This is a genomic window from Armatimonadota bacterium, from assembly GCA_031459765.1.
In the GTDB taxonomy this organism is placed as follows: domain Bacteria; phylum Sysuimicrobiota; class Sysuimicrobiia; order Sysuimicrobiales; family Kaftiobacteriaceae; genus Kaftiobacterium; species Kaftiobacterium secundum.
In genome coordinates, this window is sequence record JAVKHY010000001.1 from 122,198 (window position 1) to 143,691 (window position 21,494).

Consider the following 21,494-nt stretch of genomic DNA (forward strand, 5'->3'; position numbering starts at 1 on the left):
CCGTGGCCGGATTCTTGCTGGAGAATCCCGATCGGCATGCCCGTCCGGACGACTGTGGAAACCGGAAGAGCCTCGGCCCGGGACCTCTACCCGTCGGCCTGGGGGCTGTTTGGGGCGGAGAACGGCAGCCGGCGGCGGAGGAGGGCGGCGTTTGTGTGGCTCCTGGCGGGGGCCCTTGCCGCCCTGCTCGGCTGGCGGGTGCTGGCCTGGGCCGACCGCAACCTGTAGCCGGGGCAGAGACGGACCGCCAGGAACCGCCCCCGGGCCGGAGAACGTAACGGGGATGGCGTCGGCACCCGTGCGCGCGGCGATCCAGGGGCTCGGGGTCTGCATTCCCTCCAGGGTCCTCACCAACGACGACCTGGCCCGCAGGGTGGACACCACCGACGAGTGGATCACCGCCCGCACCGGCATCAAGCGCCGGCACATCGCCGACCCCGATCAGACCACTTCGGATCTGGCGGTGGCGGCCGGGGAACAGGCCCTGGCCGAAGCCGACATCGCGGCCGAAGACCTGGACCTGATCATCGTCGGGACGGCGACGCCGGACATGTTCTTTCCGGCCACCGCCTGCCTGGTGCAGGACCGCCTGGGCGCCAGACGGGCGGGGGCCTTTGACCTCCTGGCGGCGTGCTCGAGCTTCGTCTACGGGCTCATCTCCGCGGCGCAGCTGATCCAGGCCGCAGTGGTCCGCCACGTCCTGGTCATCGGTGCGGAGACCCTGAGCCGTCTCATCGACTGGGACGACCGCCGCACCTGCGTCCTGATCGGCGACGGGGCGGGGGCCGCCGTGCTGGGACCGGCGACCCACGGGCGCGGCATCCACAGCGGCAGGGTCGGCGCGGACGGCTCGGCCGGCGAGGTGCTCAAGGTCCCCGCGGGGGGCTCGCGCCTGCCGATTACCCGCGAGGCCATCGCGCGCAAACTGCACCGCGCCACCATGGACGGGCAGGCCGTGTTCAAGCTGGCCGTCCGCACCATCCCGGAGCTGATCCGCGCCACGGTCCGGCAGGCCGGCTGGCGTCTGGCCGACGTGGACCGGTTCGTCCCCCACCAGGCCAACCTGCGCATCATCGAGTCGATCCGCGACCAGCTGGGCGTGAGTCTTGAGAAGTTCGTCGTGAACATCCAGGAGTACGGGAACACCTCGGCGGCCAGCGTGCCCATCGCCCTGTGGGAAGCGGTGCGGTCCCGGCAGATCCGCGAGGGCGACCGCGTGGTGCTGGCCGCCTTCGGCGGCGGCTTCACCTATGCCGCCTGCGCTCTCGTCTGGGGCCGTTAGGGAGCGGGCACAGGACGACGAACCGATCCCGTCACGGCCGTCGTCTAGATGCCCCGGATCGCGCGCTCGCTGCGGAGGCGGCTGAGGAGGGCTCCCAGCGGGGCGACCTCCGCCGGAATACCGTTCTTGAAGGCGATGGCCAGTCCGGAGGAGACGGGCACCCGCGTGCCCGGGAGGATCACCCCGATTAGGTTGCACGGGTCGGCGGAGGAGATGACCACGACGTCCGAATCCTCGGGGGCCCGGCGCACGGCCCGCAGCGCTTCCACCGCCTCCGGCAGGGCGAACTGCTCGCCGCTCAGGCCGGCCACGAACCGGCCGCCGCGGATCTGCCCCTGCGCCTCCCACTGCCGGTAGATCTGAACGAGCGCGCGCCAGGGCGGGGCGAGCCGTTCGCGGAACAGCAGGTCGCGGAAGACGACGCCGTACCGGCGCAGCAGCTGCCGGGCGATCCTCTGCTCCCGCTCTTCGCGCCGCACGTCGGCGGCGGGCCGCCACAGCGCCCACCGTCCCACCGGGAGGGAGCGCCCGTGCGCGCGCACACCGGCAGGCCGGCGCAGCCGGTGCTGCCGCCGGCGTCGGGCGCCGCCCTGCAGGAGCCGGCGGAGCCCCGCGACGCCGTCGCCGGAGACCACGCCGTGGGCCACCAGTTCCCACAGCGCCTCTTCGACCTCGGAGGGCATCCGCCGCGTCCCCGTGACGATGTCGGTCAGGAAGGACGCCCCCCGCTGGGCGAGGAAGCGCGCCACATCGCCGGCGGCCGGGGAGAGCCCCCGCAGGGAGTCCTCGAGGTCTCGGGAGAGGTCGAAGAAGACCGGCAGGTCCTCGCGCAGGGTGAAGGCGAGGGGTGAGCTGCGTCCGGGCATCTGGCGGTGGCGTCCCGGCCGCTTCTCCTCACCCTCCTCCGAACCGCCGACGGTGAGGCGGCCCCAGGTGACCGCGCCGGAGAGGGTGAGGTATTCGAGGTCGGCCGGATCGTACAGTCGGACGCGCGAAGGAAGGATGGATTCCTCCCAGGCGGGCGCCGGCAGCTCCAGCCCCTGCAGCTGGCCGATGACCTCGGCCACGCCGTCCCGGCCGTGCAGCTGGGTGCCGGGCTGCACGTGCTGCCAGCGGAACAGAAAGCGCATGAATTCGGCGGGCGCCACGGGGTCGATCTCGCGGCGCAATCGCCCGAGCGTCAGCCGGTGGATGCGGGACAACAGACGCCGGTCGCACCACTCATGGTCTGCACCCTCCCCCCCGGCCTGTGCCGCATCCGGGGTGAATCGGCCGCGAAGGACCGCGCCGCCGCCTTCGAGGGCGGCCAGCGCGACGGCGACATCAAAGACGGGGAGGCCCAGCCTGGCGGCCAGCGCGGCGGCCGTCGTCGGTCCGACCACCTGCATCCACCCCTGCACGATCCCGCGGATGACATCATCCCGGGCGGGTTCGGTATTGCCCGACCAGAGCAGGGGATGCGTGATCTCCGGCTCAAATCGGGCGCCGGGAAGGACCGCGCGCGCCTGGCGGTATCGCTCCGCCGCGACGTAGGCCCGGCGCTCGTCGCCGCGTTCATCCGTCCACTGCGCCACCGTGGCACGCCCTCCGGCGACAACCTCGCCGGCCAACGCCGCCCACGGCTCCGCATCGCCTTCGGGGAGCAGGCCCAGCGTCAGCAGGACGTCGTGCAGCTCGTCGGCGTTCCGGACGTCGGGCCAGGCCTGCGCCCTGACCTCGTCGATGGCGGCCGGATCGAGGGCCCCCGCACGGCGGGCCAGGTCGGGATCGGTGCGGCGCAGCGTCACGGCGCGGGCCCGGCGCTCTCCGAGCGGCGCGTCGTCCAGGAAGGCGTAGGGGTTGGCGTTGACGATCTCGTGGGACATCGGGGAGGGCACCGGCGTGTCCACGGCGACGGTGCGGATCTCCCCGCGCTCGAGGCGCTGCACGATCTCCACGAGCCCGTCCAGATCCGTCGCCTCGTGCAGACAGTTCAGGATGGTCTCCCTGACCAGCGGATGGTCGGGCGGCGTGACGGGCCCGCTGCGGTTGTCCTGACAGGCCACCTGGTCGGGGAACACCGCGGCCAGCAGGTCGTCTGCCCGCATGCGCTGGATGGCCATCGGCACCCTCCGGCCGCCCTGGAAGCGCAGCACGGCCAGGGCGCGGTTGGTGTTCCACCGCCAGCGGTTCGTGAACATCGGGGAGGCCAGCACCGCCTGGATCAGGTCCTCCCGGGCGGTCCGGGAGCGAACGAAGGCGAAGACGCTCTCCAGTGGAAAGCTGTGCTGCTCGCCCAGCGAGAGCACGATGCCGTCGTCGGTGGCCGCGGCCTGCAGCTCGAAGTCAAAGGTCAGGCAGAAGCGTTTGCGCAGGGCCAGGCCCCAGGCGCGGTTGATCCGGCCGCCGAAGGGCGCATGCAGCACCAGCTGCATCCCGCCGGCCTCGTCGAAGAAGCGCTCGGCGACGATGGTCTGCTGGGTCGGGACCGTCCCCAGCACGGCCTCGGTCTCCCGGAGATAGGCGACGATCTGCTCGGCCCCCGCCGCCTCGATCCCGGTCTCCTCCATCAGCCACCGCGCGGCGGCGCCCGGGTCGGCCAGGCGCGAGGCGACCTGGGCCCTGAGGTCGGACACCGCATCGGAGAGTTCCCGCGTTCGCGCCGGTGCCTCCCCTGTCCAGAACGGGATGCTGGGCGGAGCGCCGTGGGCGTTCTCCACCCGCACCCGCCCCGACTCGATCCGGCGGATGCGCCAGGAGGTGTTCCCCAACAGGAAGATGTCTCCGGTCATGCTTTCGACCGCAAAATCCTCGTTGACCTTGCCGACGAAGGCGCCGGAGGGATCCTCGATCACGTCGTAGTCGGCGACATCAGGAATCGCCCCGCCGGACGTGATCGCCGCCATCCGGGCCCCCCGCCGCGCCCGCAGCAGGCCGTGCACCCGGTCGCGGTGCAGGAAGGCTCCGGCCCGACCGCGGCGGTCGGCGATCCCGTCGGAGAGCATCGCCAGCACCTGTTCATACTCGCCGTCGCTGAGGTCACGGTAGGGATAGGCCCGGCGGATGAGGGCCAGCAGGTCGGACTCCGTCATCTCCTGAGCGGCCACCGTGGCGACAATCTGCTGCGCCAGCACATCGAGGGGTTTGCTCGGGATGAGGACCCGGTCCAACTGGCCGGCGCGCGCTGCCCGGATGGCGGCCGCGGACTGGACCAGTTCGTCGCGCGTCAGCGGGACGATGATCCCCTTCGGCGTGGCCCCGAGCCAGTGCCCCGAGCGGCCGACGCGCTGCAGCAGGGTGGCCAGGGCGCGCGGCGCGCCGAGATGGATGACCAGATCGACATGCCCGATGTCGATGCCGAGCTCGAGCGAGGCCGTGGCTACGATCACCGGGAGTTCGCCCGCTTTGAGGCGGCGCTCCGCCTCCAACCTGGTCCGGCGGGACAGGCTGCTGTGGTGCGTGGCCACCTTGCCCTCGCCCAGGCGTATCGTCAGGTGGTGCGCCACGCGTTCGGCCAGGCGGCGGGTGTTGACGAAGATGAGGGTCGTCCGGTGGGCGCGGACGTGCCGGACGATCCGGTCGTAGATCTCGCCCCACAGTTCGTGCGTGGCCAGGTGCGTCAGCGGCTGGTGGGGAATCTCGATGCTCAGCTCCCACTCGCGGCGGTGGCCCACGTCCACGAGGGCGCAGTCGGGACGGCCCGCGGCGGTGCGGCGCGCCGCGCCGACCAGCAACTGCGCGATCTCCTCGATCGGCTTCTGGGTGGCGGACAGCCCGATGCGCTGCAGGCGACGACCGGCCAGGAGATCGAGCCGCTCCAGACTGAGGGCCAGGTGACTCCCCCGCTTGTCCCCCGCCACGGCGTGGATCTCATCGACGATGACGGTCTTGGCCGTCCGCAGAAAGCGCCGGCTGCCTTCCGCGGTGAGAAGAATGTACAGCGACTCCGGCGTGGTGATCAGGATGTGCGGCGGGCGGCGCAGCATCCGGGTGCGCTCCCCCGCCGGCGTATCCCCTGTGCGCACCGCCACCCGGATGTCCCGCAGGTCCAGACCCCGATCCGCGGCCGCCCGCCTGATCTCGGCCAGCGGCTCAAGCAGGTTCTTCTGGATGTCGTTGGCCAGCGCCCGCAGCGGCGAGACATAGACGGTGAGCGTCTCGTCCGGCAGGCGGCCCTCGGCGGCGGCGGTGACCAGCGTGTTGAGGGTCCACAGGAACGCGGCCAGGGTCTTGCCGGAGCCGGTCGGGGCGGCGATCAGCGTGTCGCGGCCGGCGGCGATATGCGTCCACCCCTGCTCCTGGGGCAAGGTGGGCCGGCCCAACCGGTCGGCGAACCATCGGCTGACGAGTGGATGAAACGGCGGGGGCGTCACGACTCTCTTCTCCGACCTCCTCAATTCTGGCGCCATCCGGCAGGTGCTGTCCAGTGCCGGGACGAAACACATTTTCCTTCTACACTCTCGGCCCACGGGGATCCACGAAGGGAGCCCAACGTCATGCGGCGAGTACGGGCGGTAACGGTCGGGGGCGCGATCGCAGTGCTGGTCCTTGCCGGCGGCCTCTCCGCCACCGGTGCGGCTCCCGGAGATGCCAGGGGGCCGGCTCCGGGAGAGTGGGGGCGTCGGGCCGACCTGCTGGAACCCAACTCCGAATTCGCCCTGGCCGAGCTGTCCGGCAAGCTCTATGTCATCGGCGGATATCCGGCGAGCCGCGAGACGGTGCGCACGGTGCAGATCTACGACATCGCCCGCGACCGCTGGGAGCTGGGGCCGCCGATTCCGCAGCCCAACAACCACGGTATGGCCGCCAGCGTCGGCGGCCTCGTCTACCTGATCGGCGGCCAGACCACTGCCACGGGTGAGAGCTACGTCAACACGGTCTATGCGCTGGACCCGGCCGTGGGCCGGTGGGTCCCGCGGGCCCCCATGCCGACGGCGCGCAGCGCCGGCGTGGCGCTCGTGCACGAGGGCCGGATTTACGTCGCCGGCGGGCGGCCCCCGCGGGGCCACGACTTCGCGGTCTACGATCCGGCCGCCGACCGCTGGGAGGTGCTGCCGCCGCTGCCCAGCCAGCGCAACCACATCGCGGGGGCGGTGATCGGCGGCCGCCTGCACATCGTCGGGGGCCGGCTCGGGGGCGGCTTCACCAGCGAGCAGTCGGCGGCGCACGAGGTCTACGATCCCCGGACGCGGACCTGGACGATGGCGGCCCCCATGCTCCGCCCGCGCAGCGGGATCAACGGCGTCGTGGCCCGGGGCTGCTTCCACGTCTGGGGCGGCGAGAGCGCGGCCGGCATGTTCGCCGACCACGACTACTATGATCCGCGCACGAACCGCTGGACCCGCCTCCCCAACATGCCGATTCCCGTCCACGGCGTGACGGGATCGGCCTATGTCGACGGGCTGATCTGGGTCACGGGGGGCGGGACGGCCGTCGGCGGCAGCAGCGGCAGCCTGTACAACCAGGTCTACCGGCCGGCGGTGAGCTGCGAGTAGGCCCGACGGGCTATAGTGAAACTGCTATGGTCGGGGCGGCAGTCGGCGTGCCCGCGTATCTCCGCCTGGATCACGCCGAGCTGCGGCGGCGTGCCGAGGCGGCGCTGGAGCTGCTGCGTGCCTGCGAGGTCTGCCCGCGGAACTGCCATGTCGATCGCCTCGCCGATCACTGGTCGTTCTGCAAGATCGGCCGGTATGCGGTGGTGAGCAGCGCCTTCCCGCACTTCGGCGAAGAGGATTGTTTGCGGGGCTGGAACGGCAGCGGGACGATCTTCTTCTCCATGTGCAACCTGCGCTGCGTCTTCTGCCAGAACTTTGACATCAGCCAGCAGAAGGTCGGCCGGGAGGTCAGTGCGCGGGAATTGGCGCAGATCATGATCGCCCTGCAGGAGCGGGGCTGCCACAACATCAACTTCGTCACGCCCGAGCACGTCGTGCCCCAGATCCTGGAGGCGCTGCCCCACGCCGTGGAGATGGGCCTGCGGCTGCCGCTGGTCTACAACACCAGCAGTTACGACTCCATGCACTCCCTGCGGCTGCTGGACGGCATCGTGGACATCTACATGCCCGACTTCAAGTACTGGGACCCGGAGTCCGCCCGGCTCTACCTCAAGGCGCCGGACTATCCGGAGGTGGCCCGGCGCACCATCGCCGAGATGCACCGCCAGGTGGGTCCGCTGGTCATCGACCGGTCGGGCCTGGCCCGGCGCGGCGTGCTCCTCCGCCATCTCGTGATGCCGGGGGCCCTGGAGGAGACCCGACAGATCATGCGGTGGATCGCCGAGACGCTTGGCCGGAACACGTATGTGAACGTGATGGCCCAGTACCATCCGGCCGGCCAGGTCGGCCGGAATCCGCGTTATGCCGCGATTAACCGCCGTCTCTTCCCCGAGGAGTATGCCGCCGCGGTGCGCGCTGCGCTCGATGTCGGCCTCACGCGGCTGGATCACCGCCTGGCCGGCGCCGTCTTCCCCTAGCGCGAAAGGAGGCCACCCGGCGACCGGAAGGTTCCTCACGGGGCCGCCTCCGGCATGTGCAGCGCCGCCGTGCTGGTCGGAGCGGGCTCCTCCGCGTGTTCGAGAATCGGGAGACGCTCCACGATGTAGATGTAGGCCAGGATCCCTCCGGAGACGATCGCCGCCGTGATGAGGACCTCCGTCCAGGCGGGCACATAGTGCGCCCCGCTGCCCGCCAGCATCCCGGTGATCGCGACGTTCAGGCGGTTCAGGACCACGCCCCCCACCACGAGCCAGGAGGCCGCGGCGAGCCCGCCCAAGGAGCGGGCCACGCCCGGAATGGCCAGCAAGACCAGCGGGAGGACGACGCCGCCCACAACCTCCACCAGGAACATCACGCTCTCGATCCCCCCGGCGAAGACCAGCCCCACCGCCTGGCGGGTGACCAGGTCCACGACCTTCACCCCCAGGTAGAGGGAGAGGACAACGGCGGAGGCGCGACCGAGGTCGGTGAACAGCGAGATGTCCACCCGGTGGCGAAACGCCCGGGCGGCCAGGGTGGCCTCGACGGTGACCATCGCCAGGCCGACGGCCACGGCGGAGATGAAGAAGAGGATGGGCAACAGCGACGTGTACCACAGCGGGTGCAGCTTCTCCGGGACGATGAGGAACAGCGAGCCCAGCGACGACTGGTGGAGCGTGGAGAGGAGCACGCCGGCGATGACCAGGGGCGGCAACGCCAGCTGGGTCACCCGCAGGAACGTCCACAGCCGGAATCGCTGCAGGATTACCTGCCCGAACTCCAGGGCCAGGACCAGCGTGTACAGCATGACGCACCAGGCGACTTCGAACATCACCGAGTGCGGGTTCCACATGACGACCGGATGCCAGATGTTCCAGGGTCGCCCCAGGTCCACCAGCAGCGCGGCAATCACGAGCAGGTACCCCAGGAAGCCGGTGAGGACGGCGGGGCGCAGAAGCGCGTGGTACCGGTGCAGCTTGAACACATGCACTGCGGCGGCGATGGTGAACCCGCCCGCGGCGAGCGCCACACCGCTCATCACGTCGAAGCCGATCCACAGCCCCCAGGGGAAGCGGTCGCTGAGGTTGCTCACGGCGCCGAGCCCATAGAGGTAGCGGACGATCGCCGCGCCTCCCCCGGCCAGCACCAGGACCCACAGGGCCAGACGGAAGGGACGGAAGCGGATCCGCGGCGTGCTCATCGCTGCTCACGCTCCTCTTTGCGCCGGGCGGAGCCGTTCAGCTCCATGCGCCGGCGGATGACGGCTTCCAGCACCGTCAGGGTGGCCCCCAGGCCGACCACGACGCCCGGGATCTTCCCCAGCGCCCGCCAGGTGTAGCTGGGCAGCGGTTCGCGGACGACGACCGGGAAGCCGAGCTCCTCGAAGGGGATGTCGGAGAGATAGAGAATCGCTGTCCCCCCGACCTCCTCCGCGCCGTAGATGGCCGGCACGTACCGGCTCCGATCGTTGCTGATGCGCCGCGCCGCTTCGGCCAGCAGCTGCTCACGCGGTCCGAACTGCAATGCCTCCATGGGGCAGGCCTCCACGCAGGCCGGCGGTGTCCCTTCCACCAGGCGCTCCGCGCATAGGTTGCACTTCCTGATCTCGGGCATCCGATCGTGCCACTCGAACCGCGGCACCTGGAAGGGGCAGGCCACCATGCAGTACCGGCACCCCAGGCAGCGCCCCGGGTCGTAGGTCACCGGCCCTTCCGGCGTCTTGCGCAGCGCTGCCACGGGGCAGGCGGAGGCGCAGGCCGGTTCCACACAGTGTCGGCACTGGATCTTGACGGTGCGCTGGAGCGCGCCGGCTTCGCCGAGCTGAAGGTGAGGGGTGGCCCTGTTCAGGCGCACCGTGCGGATATAGGTCCAGGCCTGGGGGCCGAGGTCCGCGGACTCCTCCTCGGGAAAGCCGTGGTATTTCTTGCAGGCCATCTCGCACGACCGGCAGCCGACGCAGCGGGCGACATCGATGAGGATGCCCACCCCCGCCTTCGACGCGGCCCTCGCCGGCCTGGCCGCGCCCAGGACGGTGACCCCGAGACCGCTGGCCGCGGCCAGCTGGAGGAACTCGCGACGCGTCAACCCCATCGGACCTCCCTCCTCAGCGCCGCCACGCGGCGATCAGCGCGGTGATGAAGAAGGTGGAGAGTCCAATCACCACGATCCCAAGCACAAGACCGGAGACGGCCTCGTCCATCCCCTGCATCGCGCCGTGACTGTGCAGAATCTGCCAGCACGCGAACACGCCGAGCGCAACGGCAGCGGCGGCCAGGAGGACATTCACTCCGGGCAGCCAGCACACACGCAGGGAGAGGAGGCCGACGGCGAAACTGGCCGCCGCGGCCCGGCAGACGGCCTGGGCCGCCCCCCTGTGGGGAGAAGGCATGGTCTGCGGCATTGTCGCCACCTCCTGGCACCACGGTACCGGACAGGAGATGGCGCCGCGTCGGGTGGCTTCCCCTATGGCGGGGGACAACGTACCGGCATGCGGCGGGAAGAACTACCGAATCTGGCGTAGGAAAGGTCTCAATGCCGCGGTGGCCGGATACCCGGTGGGTGGCCGCCCCCAGGGGCCCAACCTCCGCGTCGAAGGGTGCACAGGGGTCGGTCTCGGCAGGACGTTGCATCCCTCCCTTACCTGTCACCCCTCCGCATGGTCACCAGACGCACCCCCAGGCGCCGAAGTTGTCGGAAGTTGGCTCCCTGACCGACGGCCCGGAAGACAGCATCGATCTCCGCTACCACGGCACCCGAGATCACGTGGACGCCGTGTCGGAACAGGACGGGCGACAACGGCGTGCTGGGACCCAACATCACGACGAGGGCATCCGGCCGGCGGAGCGCCATCAGGGCATCGAACGTGTGGTTGATTAGCGTCGTGCCGCTGAGGGCCAGCACATCGGCCTGGGGGATGACCTCGGCCGCAGCGCCAGCGGGCAGGTCGTCTTCCCTGGGCCGCTCTTCCAGGACCCACAAGGTCCCGGCCCGCTTCCGGAGCTCCGGGACGAAGGGGAAGTGGCCGACCAGGACCGCCCGCTTCCCGGCCCCGTGCGCGGTGATCACCTCTTCCGCGTTGAGATCCGTCCACAGCGACTCGTGCGCCGGCAGCAGGGCGTTGATCGCGGCCAGGCCAATGGCGGCCTCCATCGGGCTCCGGGACCGGGCCAGGTCGGCCAGCGCGCGGGCGCTTCGCTCGAGCAGCCGGCCCGCCTCCGGCACCGCCGCTCCACCGCCGTAGTGATGATCGTCGTCCCTGGGAGTAGACGCCAGGCCGCAGCGGCGGAGGCCTTCCACTTCCACCACCACCGCAGTCTTGAACGCCCCGACGACGATATCTCGAACCACTCCGTCCCGCACAGAGGCGAGCAGGTCATCGATGACGGACACGGTGATCTCTCCAGCGCGCTGTCATGCGCCCTTTGCGGACGCCGCCGCGGTGGCCAGCCAGGTGATCATCTCCTCCACCCTCGGCACGCGGCCGGTGGACTTGATCTCGCCGTTGATCCGTACGGCCGGCGTGAACATCACCCGAGCCTTAGCCATCTCCTTCGGGTCGCTGATCTCCGTCACGTGCGCGTCCATCCCCAGCACCCGCAGCGCCTCGTGGACGACCTTGATCGCGGCCCGGCAGCGCGGGCAGCCCGGTCCAAACACCTCGACGGTAATCATTGTGGCCCCTCCCTCAGCGCAGGATGAAGGTCCCGGCGAACCATCCGCCGATCGTCCCCAGCACGATGATCGTGCTCACATAGACCACGGCCTTCCTCACCCCGAACACCCGGCCGATGGCCAGCCAGTTGGGCAGGCTCAGTCCCGGCCCGGTAAGCAGCAGGGCCAGCGCCGGGCCCTTGCCCATCCCCAATCCCAGGAGGGTGTGTACGAACGGCGCTTCGGTCATCGTCGCGAAGTAGCTCACGCTCCCGAGCAACGTGGCGAAGAACGCTGCCCGCAGACCCGATCCGCCCAGATAACTCTCGATCCACGTCCGCGGGAGCAGCGCGCCGATAACGCCGACCACGAAGACGCCGGCCAGCAGCAGGGGGAAGATCATGCGGACGAACCACCAGCTCTCCTCCATCCACCGGCGGAGCTCAGCCCGGGTCTTTTTCCAGGCCCCATAGCCGGCGACGAGCACCGTGGCGATGGCCCAGACCAGGACCTTCTGGCTGTAGGGACCCGACCGCACAAGGTAGTTGGGCGCCAGCAGGGAGACGACCAGCAGGGCCAGGAGGCCGGAGTCGGCCGGGGTGATGATCCGGCTCTTCGGTCCGTTGGAGGTGGCGCTCGCGCGCCGGGCTTCCTCGTTGCGGAACGCCACCGTCATCACCCAGCCGACGGCCATGGCCATGAGGAGTGCCGTGATCAGGCGCGCCCAGACCATCTGCCCGCCCAGGATGCTCCCGGTATAGACCAGTGACAGCAGGTTGGAAGCAGGGGCCACCCACAGCACGATAAACGCGGCGCCGATGCCGGCCCCGCCGTAGTACAGCCCGCTGCTGACCGGGATGACCGTGCAGGAGCACGCGGCAAGGAAGAAACTCGCCCCGGCGGCCGCAGGGAAGCTCGTGACCCTGGAGGTGCCGGCGCCGAGACGCTCCATGATCGCCTCCTTTGAGACAAAGGTGACCAGGGCCCCGGCGAGGAGGAACGCCGGGATCAAACAGGTGAGGACGTGTAACGCGATGTAGCCCCCGACGGCCCGGAGGCCGGCGAGCAAGACGCTACTGAGCATGGCGTTCCTCCCCTGTGGCGACCCTGCAGGCGGGGCAGTCGCATCCCCGGACCGGCGCCCGTCGGGCTCGAGTGAACGAAGGGCCGCCGGCGAGGCGACCGGCGAGATCGACCACGCCGAGGACGGAGAAGTCGCGCAGGGCGTAGTAGGTAAACGTCCCCTGCCGCCGCGCGGTGAGCAGGCCGGCCGCCCGCAGGATCGCCAGTTGCTGTGAGACGTAGGGCTGGGAGCGGCCAAGCGCCGCGGCCAGGTGGCAGACGCAGGCCTCACCCCTGCCAAGAGCGGCAACAATGGCCAGACGTCCGGGATGGGAGAGCGTCCGGAGCAGGCGCGCCTGCCTGGCGATCACGGCATCCGGTAAAGAGACCCTCCTCCTGGCATTCATGCAGGAATCTGCATAAATCGTAGGTGCCCATGGGGTCCTCCGCATCGGGCCGCGACCTGATCGGGCGTCCCCGAATCGGCCATCAGGCGCGCGCCCCGCAGAGGCGCGGTCCGGCGGGATCAACGAAGGCAGGTTGCCGGTACACGGCGTACTGCTGGACAGACGGGCCATTCCGGAAGGAGGAGAGCGATGGAACTCCCTGCGCCCTATCGGGCCTTTCAATCCGCCTATCCCGAGGTCTGGCAGGCCTACGACCGTCTCGGTGCCGCCCTGCACGGCTGGGGCCCCCTGGACGCAAAGACGAGAGCACTGGTCAAGCTGGGCATCGCCGTGGGTGCCCGCCTGGAGGGTGCGGTCCACGCCCACACGCGGCTGGCCCGGGAAGCGGGGGCCACGCCGGAAGAGATCCGGCACGCGGTGCTGCTGGCCCTGACCACCATCGGGTTCCCGTCGATGATGGCGGCCAGGACCTGGGTGGAGGACGTCCTGGCTCCCGGGCGAGCCGGGGGCTAGACGCGGCTATCGGCTGGAGCCTGGAGGACAATCCGGTCCCGGCCCGATACCCTTCCTCAACGGCCCCCCTGTACGCTGGCGGCAACAGCCTGCCAGGCTGCGCGAGGAGGAGCCCATGGCCAGGAAGCTGCCCGCGGATCACACTGCACCCGCCGGCGATCCCCCCGATCCACGCCCTGCCACGTCGCGCCGTGCGTTCCTCAAGACCCTGGGGGCCGGCGCGGCGACCATGGTTGCGCTGGATATTCTGGAGACGACCGCGGCGGTCTCCGGGGGAACCGCCCCGCCGCCGGCGGCCGCGACCGCCCCGCCGCTGCCCGACGTCGGCGAACCCGACCTGCTGCTGCGGATGCAGGCCGACCTCCGCCGGGCCCTGCGCAAACCGGTCCACCTGCGGCGGTGGGTGATGGCCATCGACCTGCGCCGGTGCATCGGGTGTCACGCCTGTACCATCGCCTGTGTCGCGGAGAACAAGCTTCCGCCGGGCATTGTCTACCGCCCGGTTCTGGAGGAGGAGATCGGCACCTATCCCAACGTCACCCGGCGGTTCCTGCCCCGGCCGTGCATGCAGTGCGAGAACCCGCCGTGCGTGCCGGTGTGCCCGGTCGGCGCCACCTATCGCCGGGCGGACGGGATCGTGGCCATGAACTACGACCAGTGCATCGGCTGCCGGTACTGCATCACAGCCTGTCCCTACGGAGCCCGGACCTTCGACTTCGGCCACACCTACACCGAAGGCACCGTCGACGCCGCGCCGGCCGTGCTCGGTCGGTCGGGCGCCGAGGGATACGAGCGGGCCACGGCCCACGAGTACAAGCAGCGGCGGGAGCGGCGCGGCCAGGCCTCGCCCATCGGGAACGTGCGGAAGTGCCATTTCTGCATCCACCGCATCGAGGCCGGGGTCCTGCCCGCCTGCGTGACGACATGCGTGGGCCGGGCGACATACTTCGGCGACGCGAGCGACCCCGACAGCCTCGTGGCTCAGGTCATCAGCAGGCCGAACACCATGCGCCTGAAGGAGGAGCTGGGCACCAGGCCCCGCGTGTATTACCTGCTCTGAGGAGGAGACGATGAGACTGCGACAGGTGCTCTACGGGCTCTGCGCCGTGTCCCTCATCATCGGAACCTGGGGGATCGTCGACCGCCTCAGGTACGGGCACCAGACCGCCGCCTACGGCTCCTATGTCGTGTGGGGGCTGTGGGTGGCGATGTACCTGTTTTTCGCCGGGCTCGCCGCGGGCGCGTTCATGGTCGCTAGCCTGGATCTGTTGTTCAAAATCGGGGTGTTTCGAGGGATCGGCCGGCTGGCCCTGTGGGTGGCCCTGGTCAGCCTGGCCGCCGGGCTGTTGCAGGTGTGGCTGGATATCGGCCACATGAGCCGCATCTGGAAAGTCTACCTGCAGGCCAATCTGGGATCGGTCATGGCCCAGATGGTCTGGGGCTACACCCTCTTCGGGCTGCTGATCGCGGCCACGCTGTCCCTGGCGCTGTGGGTTCCGCAGAGCTGGGCGATCCGCGCGCTGATGCTGGTCGGATTGCCGCTGTCCCTGTTCGTGAGCGGTGCGGTCGGAGCGCTGCTCGGCGTGCAGGCCAGCCGTCTGTTCTGGCACGTCGGACTGTTCCCGGTGCAGTTCCCCGTCTTCTCCCTGGCCACCGGGGTGGCGGCCGTGATGGCGGCGATCGCCTTCTTCGGACCCGCCGACGATCCCCGGCGCGGCGAGCAGCTCCGGATCCTCGCCATCGCCACGGTCGCGCTGGCTGTGGTCAAGCTGTACTTCCTGTGGGCCGACTTTTCCCAGAGCCTGTACGGCAACATTCCCCACAACGTGGAGGCGGTGAACGCGGTCCTGTTCGGTCGCTACTGGTGGGCCTTCTGGATCGGCCAGATCCTCGTGGGCACGCTCGTTCCGGTCGTCATCCTGAGCTGGCCCGGCCTGGCCCGGGAGGAAGCCTGGGCCGGCTGGATGGGCGTGCTGGTGCTGGCGGGACTGGCGGTCGCGCGGGCGAACATCGTGTTCCCCGCCCTGGCCGTGCCCGAGATCGAAGCCTTGAGCACGGCCTTCTCCGGCCCCCATCTGACGTTCGACTACTTCCCCAGCCTCATGGAGTGGGCGGTCGCCGTCGGCATCATCGGCGCGGCGGTCCTGGCCTTCATCCTGGGACGCGACGTCGTCCTCCAGCCCCGAAGGGAGGTGGCGTAGATGGCGGCCCGGCGGGCAGCTCCGCGGAGACTTTCGCGCCGCGCCTTTCTCAAGTCTTCTGCACTCCTCGGCGGATCGACGCTGCTCGGTCCCCAACTGGCCCGCGCCCTCGCCCCCCGGTCGCCGGGGCAGGCGCCCGCCGTCACCGGGCCCGAGCACTTCCTGTATTCCGTCTGCCAGCAGTGCAATACGCAGTGCGGCATCAAGGTCCGGATCGAGGACGGGCTGGTCGCCAAGATCGACGGGAACCCGTACTCCCCCTGGACCCTGAACCCCCACCTCCCCTTCGCCACGCCGGTGACCCAGGCGGCCGCGGTCGACGGCTACCTGTGCCCCAAAGGCCAGGCGGCGATCCAGACCACCTACGATCCCTACCGCCTCCTCAAGGTGCTCAAGCGCGCGGGGAAGCGGGGCGAGAACAAGTGGGTGACCATCCCCTTCGAGCAGGCGATCACGGAGATCGTCGAGGGCGGCCTCCTGTTCAAGGACGTGCCGGGCGAAGAGCACCGGCACGTGGACGGACTCCGGGCCATTCGGGCGGCCGGCGATCCGGACGTCCTGAAGGCCCTGGCCGCCGACGCCAGGAAGGTCGCCAAGAAGGAGATGCCGCTCGCGGCGTTCCGCGCGAAGCACGCCGCCGCCCTGTCTCTCCTGATCGATCCCGAGCACCCCGACCTCGGGCCGAAGAACAACCAGTTCGTCTTCATGTGGGGACGCCTGAAGGGCGGGCGCAGCGAGCTCATCCGGCGATTTACGGAACAGGCCATGGGCTCGGTCAACGCCCACGGCCACACCACGGTCTGCCAGGGCTCCCTGTACTTCACCGGCAAGGCGATGAGCGAGCAGTTCGTCTTCGACGAGACCGACAAGAAGATGAAGTGGACGAAGGGCAGCAAGTTCTACTGGCAGGGCGACCAGCAGTCGGCCGAGTTCATGCTGTTTGTGGGCGCCTCCCCGCTGGAGGGCAACTACGGGGTTACCAATCGCGCCAGCCGGATCGCCCAGCGCATCGCCGACGGCGACCTGAAGATCGCCGTGGTGGACCCGCGGGCCTCGAAGACGGCGGCCAAGGCCTGGCGCTGGGTGCCCATCGCGCCCGGGGGCGAGGGCGCCCTGGCCCTGGGGATGATCCGGTGGATCATCGAGTCCAGGCGCTACGATGCGCGGTACCTGACCAATGCCAACAAGGCCGCCGCCGCCGCGGACGGCGAACCCACCTGGTGCAACGCCACCTGGCTGGTCAAGTTGGAGCAGGGCCGGCCCGGGGCGTTCCTGCGGGCCTCAGAGATCGGCCTGCCGGTGGAGCGGCGGGTCTACAAGGACAAGAAGACCGGGGAAGAGACCGTCTATGACTTTGACCCCTTCGTCGTCCTGCGGGACGGGAAACCGGTAGCCTTCGACCCGTACGCGGAGACCGTCGCGGTCGAAGGGGACCTGATGGTGAAGACCGAGATCAACAAGATCCCGGTCCGCAGCGCCTTCCAGCTCCTCTGGGAGGAAGCCTCCTCGCGCACCCTGGAGCAGTGGGCGGCCCTGGCCGGCATCCGCGCGGCGGACATCGTGGACCTGGCCCGCGAGTTCACCAGCCACGGCAAACGCGCGGTGGCCGACATCCACCGCGGCGTTTCGCAGCACACGAACGGCTTCTATCAGGTCTTTGCCTGGTACACGCTCAACCTCCTGATCGGGAACTACGACTGGAAGGGCGGACTGGCCAAGGCGACCACCTACGATCCCGCGGGCACCAAGAAAGACACGGTGAAGGGCCCCGACGGCAAGGAGATCGAGTGGGCGCAGCCCTTCCCCGTCACCGATTTCAAAGGCAAGCTGAGCCCCTTCGGGATCAGCCTGATCCGGCACGGGGAGAAGTACGAGGACACCACGCTCTTTGCCGGATATCCGGCGAAGCGGCCCTGGTACCCGCTTGCCTCCGACATCTACCAGGAGATCATCCCCTCGGCCGGCGACGCCTACCCCTACCCGATCAAAGCGCTGTTCATCTACATGGGCTCGCCCGTCTACGCGCTGCCCGCCGGGCACACGAACATCGAAATCCTGGCCGATCCGGCCAAGATCCCCCTGATCGTGGCCAACGACATCGTGATCGGCGAGACCTCGATGTACGCCGACTACATCTTCCCCGATCTCAGCAACCTGGAGCGCTGGGAGTTCGCCGGATCGCACCCCAACATGATCTGGAAGGTCCAGCCCGTGCGCCAGCCGGTCGTGGCGCCGATGACGGAGACGGTGCGCGTCTACGGGCAGGAGATGCCGCTGTCGCTGGAAGCGATGATCCTGGGACTGGCGGAGAAGTTGGGGCTGCCGGGGTTCGGGCCGGACGGCTTTGGGCCCGGCCAGCCGTTCACGCATCCCGACCACCTGTACCTGCGCATGGCGGCGAACCTGGCCGTCGGGGACAAACCCGGACAGGAGCTGCCCGAGGCCAGCGACGAGGAACTGCGCATCTTCCTGGAGGCGCGCCGACACCTGCCGAAGTCGGTGTTCGACCCGGCGCGCTGGGAGGGAATCGTCGGCAAGACGCTGTGGCGGAGGGTGGTCTTCCTGCTCAATCGCGGCGGCCGCTTCGACGACTTCGAGCAAGGGTACGACGGCGAACGGCTCAAGAACAAATACGGGACGCTGATCAACTTCTATCAGGAGAAAACGGCCAAGACGAAGGACTCCATGACGGGAGCCCCGCTGCCCGGCCTGGCCGTGTTCCGCCCCTCGCCGGTGGATGCGACGGGCCGCGCTCTGCGCGATGAACAGGCCGGATACGATCTGCGCCTCATCACCTACCGCGAGGTCATGCACACGAAGTCCCGCACGGTCAGCAACTACTGGCTGCAGGCGCTGCTGCCGGAGAACAGCCTGCTCATGAACGAACGGGATGCGGCCGCGCGCGGACTACGGGACGGGGACCGGGTCCGGATCCGGTCGGCCTCCAACCCCGACGGCGTCTGGGACTTCAAGAACGGCGCCACACGGCCGATTGAAGGACGGCTGAAGGTCGTCCAGGGGATCCGCCCGGGGGTCGTGGCATTCTCCCTCGGGCACGGCCACTGGGCCTACGGGGCCGGCGACGTCATTATCGACGGGAAGGTGGTCAAGGGGGACCGGCGGCGCGGCACCGGCCTGCACGCCAACGCCGCGCTGCGGGTGGATCCCGTCCTGAAGAATACGACGCTGGTGGACCTGACCGGTGGCAGCGCCGTGTTCTACGATACACAGGTCAAGGTTACCAAGGCCTGATGGTCTCCGTGTAGGAGGACGGCTCCCGGGGCAGAAGGAAACGAGGGATGACCGCCCTGAGGCGCGTCGCGCCCCTCGCCCTTCTGCTCGTCCTCGCCGCCTCCGCGGCGTGGGCGAAATCCTACGACCACCCGCTGATCGAGCAGACCTTCCGCCTCCGGCCCAACGGCGACGCCGAGGTGGAAGAGGTCCGCACCTTCCGGTTTGACGGGACCTTCTCCTGGGCGTCGATCACGCGCGATATCAGCGGGCAGTACGGGCGCTACACGCTGGAGTACCACGGCGTCTGGGATGCGGACACCCGTCAGGCGCTCCGCCACGTGGTCAAGCGTGATGGGGACAAGGTGGAGCTCACCTGGATCTACGACGCGCAGGATACCACGAAGCGCTTCCTGATCCGCTATCGCATCGGCGGCGCCGTCCAGCGCTACGAGGACGTCGCCCAGTTCTACTGGCAGGCCGTGGAGGGCGACCACGCCCCGATCGGCCGCGTCCGGATCACCCTCCTCCCGCCGGCACCCAGCGTGGCGCTGTTCAAAGTCTTCGTGCACAGCCGCGCCGCGCCGGGATCGCTCGACCTCGCCCCGGACGGCAGCCGCGCCGTCGTCACGCAGCACGGCATCCCGGAGACGAGCTTCGTGGAGGTCCGGGCGCTGCTGGATCCGGCCACCTTCCCGCAGGCCCGCGTCCAGGGCGGCCAGACCTACAAGAGCCTGTTGCAGGACGAACGGCGGCAGGCCGGACGCGAGCTGCGGCAGCGGCGGCTGTTCCTCGCCGGCGTCGGCCTCGCCGTGTTCATCACCCTGCTGCTCATCGTCGGCTACATCTGGACCTACCGGCGCTACGGCAAAGAGCCGCCGGTGGCCTACGACGGCCTGTACGAACGCGAGCCGCCGCGGCCGCTGCCGCCCGCGGTGGTGCCGGCGATCATGACCCAGGGGAAGGTCAACCGGAACGACCTGCCCAAGGGCTTCGCGGCCACGCTGCTCGAAGCGGCGCGCCTCGGGTACCTCGAGATCGAGGAGGTCCAGGACCAGGGCCTCCTCGGCACAGGTCTGTTCAAGGACACCGACCTCATCTACCGCCTCACGTCCAAAGGCGTGGATCTGCTGGACGGCGGACGCCCCTTCACCCCGCCTGCCGACGAGCGGCCGCTTCTGCCCTTCGAGATCGCCGTGCTGCAGGCCGTGTTCAAGCACGCCGGGGACGGCACGGTGGCCACCAGCGACCAGATCGAAGCGTGGGGCAAGCGCATCGTGGGCTCCAAGAGCAACTTCCTGCGCTTCGTCGAGTCCTGGGGACCGCAGCTGCGCGGCTGGTTCGAGCGGACCTTCTTCAAGCTGGATGATGCGACCAGTGAGCGGGCGAAGGTGATCTACATCGGCCTCACGGTGGTGGGATTGCTCCTCGCTTTCTTCGTGGGTATGGGGGTCTCGCTCTTTTTCGCCGGTCCGGTCGGGGCGGTTCTCCTCTACCTCGCCGTACGCAGCCTCTCCCGGCGCACGCCCGAGGCTGCGCTCGAAGTGCGCAGGTGGGAGGCCTTCCGCCGCTTCATGACCGACTTCTCGGCGATGAAGGAGGCCGGCCCGCAGCTGCTGCACCTGTGGGAGCACTACCTGGTCTACGCCACGGCGCTGGGCGTGGCCGACCGCCTGCTCAACAACTTGAAACTGGTCGCCGCGGAACTCCACCAGCCGGTCACCTCTCCCCGCTGGTTCCGCTCCCCGTCGATGGGCCGGGGGCTGGCGGGATCGGTGGGATCGCTGGAGTCGCTCACCCGGTCCTTCCAGAACTTCCAGAACCTCTCCCGCGCCCTCTCCTCCTCTACCCGAAGCGGCGGGGGCTTCAGCGGCGGCGGGGGTGGGGGCGGCGGCGGCGGCTCGAGCCGCGCCGGATAGCGACGCCTTCCCCTCCTGCGAACCTATCGGTCCCGTCGCACGTCACACTCTGGGAGGTGGGAGGATGCGCATCGCTGCTGTCGCGGCTGTCTTCGTCATGATCCTGGCACCTTTCCCGGCGGCGGCCCAGGCACCGGAGGGCACGCGAAACCAGATCATCGTCCGCGGCTGGGGACAGGTAGAAGTCCCGCCGACGCAGGCGGTGGTGACCGTGGGCGCGCAGCACCAGCGCCCGGAGGCCGCAGACGCCGGCGCGGAGGTCTCCCGCATCGCGGACCGGATCCTGGCCCGCCTGCTGACCCTGGGGATCCGCCGCCAGGAGATCCGCACCTCGGGGGTCCAGCTGGTCCCGATCTACAGCGCCCCGCGGGACGGAACACCGCAGGTGGTCGGCTACCGCGCCACCTATCTGCTGACCCTCACCCTCACCGACCTCCGCCTGGTTGGGCAGGTCCTGGACGAGTCCGTCAAAGCCGGCGCCAACCAGATCCTCGGGGTGACCTTCGGGCTGCGCGATCCGTCGGAGGCGAGGCGGGAAGCTTTGACCCTGGCCGTGCGGGAAGCCCGGGACAAAGCCGAGGCCATCGCCCGCGCCGCGGGCCTGCAGATCAAGGGGATCGCCCAGATCTCCGAGGAGTCCGTGGACGTTGAGGTCCGGGCCTTCAGCCGCGCCGCCCCGGCCCCCCAGCCGGTGCCGATGCCGATCGAACCGGGACTGATCACCGTCACCGCCCGGGTGACGATGGTGTTTGTCTACTGATCGGCAGGAGGCTCTG

18 protein-coding genes are annotated in these 21,494 nt (G+C 69.7%); 10 read left to right on the forward strand and 8 right to left on the reverse strand.

The annotated features are described in order from the left end of the window. Positions 1-36: 36 nt before the first annotated feature. Together QN141_00550 and QN141_00555 are read left to right on the forward strand one after the other, a co-directional pair. The gene (locus QN141_00550) at positions 37-228 is read left to right on the forward strand and encodes a hypothetical protein (protein MDR7556961.1); all 192 of its coding nucleotides are present in this window, start codon (positions 37-39) and stop codon (positions 226-228) included. A gap of 55 nt (positions 229-283) precedes the next feature. Continuing rightward, the gene (locus QN141_00555) at positions 284-1,282 is read left to right on the forward strand and encodes a beta-ketoacyl-ACP synthase III (protein MDR7556962.1); all 999 of its coding nucleotides are present in this window, start codon (positions 284-286) and stop codon (positions 1,280-1,282) included. Between the two features lie 44 nt (positions 1,283-1,326). On the opposite strand, the gene QN141_00560 is transcribed toward QN141_00555, so the two are convergent. Next, on the reverse strand, positions 1,327-5,634 hold the full coding sequence (locus QN141_00560; GenBank protein MDR7556963.1) for a DEAD/DEAH box helicase: 4,308 nt from the start codon (positions 5,632-5,634) through the stop codon (positions 1,327-1,329). Between the two features lie 123 nt (positions 5,635-5,757). Here QN141_00560 and QN141_00565 point away from each other — a divergent pair, with 123 nt between their 5' ends. Both QN141_00565 and QN141_00570 read left to right on the forward strand, forming a co-directional pair. After that, the gene (locus QN141_00565) at positions 5,758-6,756 is read left to right on the forward strand and encodes a kelch-like protein (protein ID MDR7556964.1); all 999 of its coding nucleotides are present in this window, start codon (positions 5,758-5,760) and stop codon (positions 6,754-6,756) included. 47 nt (positions 6,757-6,803) lie between these two features. Next, the gene (locus tag QN141_00570; protein ID MDR7556965.1) at positions 6,804-7,733 is read left to right on the forward strand and encodes a radical SAM protein; all 930 of its coding nucleotides are present in this window, start codon (positions 6,804-6,806) and stop codon (positions 7,731-7,733) included. A 35-nt stretch (positions 7,734-7,768) separates the two neighbouring features. Here the strand turns inward: QN141_00570 and hybB are convergent, their stop codons facing one another. From hybB to QN141_00605, 7 genes are all read right to left on the reverse strand, one after another. Then, positions 7,769-8,935, reverse strand: a complete 1,167-nt coding sequence (gene hybB, locus QN141_00575) for a Ni/Fe-hydrogenase cytochrome b subunit (protein ID MDR7556966.1) — start codon at positions 8,933-8,935, stop codon at positions 7,769-7,771. Further along, positions 8,932-9,825 (reverse strand): 4Fe-4S dicluster domain-containing protein, encoded by an 894-nt coding sequence (locus tag QN141_00580; protein MDR7556967.1) that lies wholly within the window; start codon positions 9,823-9,825, stop codon positions 8,932-8,934. Before QN141_00580 ends, hybB begins: the two co-directional genes overlap by 4 nt. Before the next feature lie 13 nt (positions 9,826-9,838). Next, positions 9,839-10,135, reverse strand: coding sequence for a hypothetical protein (locus tag QN141_00585; GenBank protein MDR7556968.1), 297 nt, complete (start codon positions 10,133-10,135; stop codon positions 9,839-9,841). Between the two features lie 236 nt (positions 10,136-10,371). Next, on the reverse strand, positions 10,372-11,124 hold the full coding sequence (locus QN141_00590; GenBank protein MDR7556969.1) for a DUF364 domain-containing protein: 753 nt from the start codon (positions 11,122-11,124) through the stop codon (positions 10,372-10,374). Between the two features lie 21 nt (positions 11,125-11,145). Continuing rightward, a complete protein-coding gene (locus QN141_00595) occupies positions 11,146-11,406 on the reverse strand; it encodes a thioredoxin family protein (GenBank protein MDR7556970.1) in 261 nt (86 codons plus the stop codon). A 13-nt stretch (positions 11,407-11,419) separates the two neighbouring features. Further along, positions 11,420-12,469: a permease gene (locus QN141_00600; protein ID MDR7556971.1), complete on the reverse strand. Its 1,050-nt coding sequence runs from the start codon at positions 12,467-12,469 to the stop codon at positions 11,420-11,422. Further along, on the reverse strand, positions 12,459-12,818 hold the full coding sequence (locus QN141_00605) for a metalloregulator ArsR/SmtB family transcription factor (GenBank protein MDR7556972.1): 360 nt from the start codon (positions 12,816-12,818) through the stop codon (positions 12,459-12,461). Before QN141_00605 ends, QN141_00600 begins: the two co-directional genes overlap by 11 nt. A 225-nt stretch (positions 12,819-13,043) precedes the next feature. Between QN141_00605 and QN141_00610 the strand changes: the two genes are divergently transcribed. The 6 genes from QN141_00610 (at position 13,044) to QN141_00635 (ending at position 21,478) form a co-directional block, all read left to right on the forward strand. Next, positions 13,044-13,367 carry a carboxymuconolactone decarboxylase family protein gene (locus QN141_00610; protein ID MDR7556973.1) on the forward strand — a complete coding sequence of 108 codons (324 nt, stop codon included), beginning with the start codon at positions 13,044-13,046 and terminating at the stop codon, positions 13,365-13,367. A 115-nt stretch (positions 13,368-13,482) separates the two neighbouring features. Next, on the forward strand, positions 13,483-14,427 hold the full coding sequence (locus tag QN141_00615) for a 4Fe-4S dicluster domain-containing protein (GenBank protein MDR7556974.1): 945 nt from the start codon (positions 13,483-13,485) through the stop codon (positions 14,425-14,427). A 10-nt stretch (positions 14,428-14,437) separates the two neighbouring features. After that, the gene (gene nrfD, locus QN141_00620) at positions 14,438-15,568 is read left to right on the forward strand and encodes an NrfD/PsrC family molybdoenzyme membrane anchor subunit (GenBank protein ID MDR7556975.1); all 1,131 of its coding nucleotides are present in this window, start codon (positions 14,438-14,440) and stop codon (positions 15,566-15,568) included. Further along, positions 15,569-18,820, forward strand: a complete 3,252-nt coding sequence (locus QN141_00625; protein MDR7556976.1) for a molybdopterin dinucleotide binding domain-containing protein — start codon at positions 15,569-15,571, stop codon at positions 18,818-18,820. It begins immediately after the preceding gene. Positions 18,821-18,867: 47 nt separating this feature from the next. Continuing rightward, positions 18,868-20,718, forward strand: coding sequence for a DUF2207 domain-containing protein (locus QN141_00630; protein MDR7556977.1), 1,851 nt, complete (start codon positions 18,868-18,870; stop codon positions 20,716-20,718). A 64-nt stretch (positions 20,719-20,782) separates the two neighbouring features. Next, complete coding sequence (locus tag QN141_00635; protein ID MDR7556978.1) at positions 20,783-21,478, forward strand: SIMPL domain-containing protein; 696 nt, start codon at positions 20,783-20,785, stop codon at positions 21,476-21,478. The last annotated feature ends 16 nt before the right edge of the window (positions 21,479-21,494 follow it).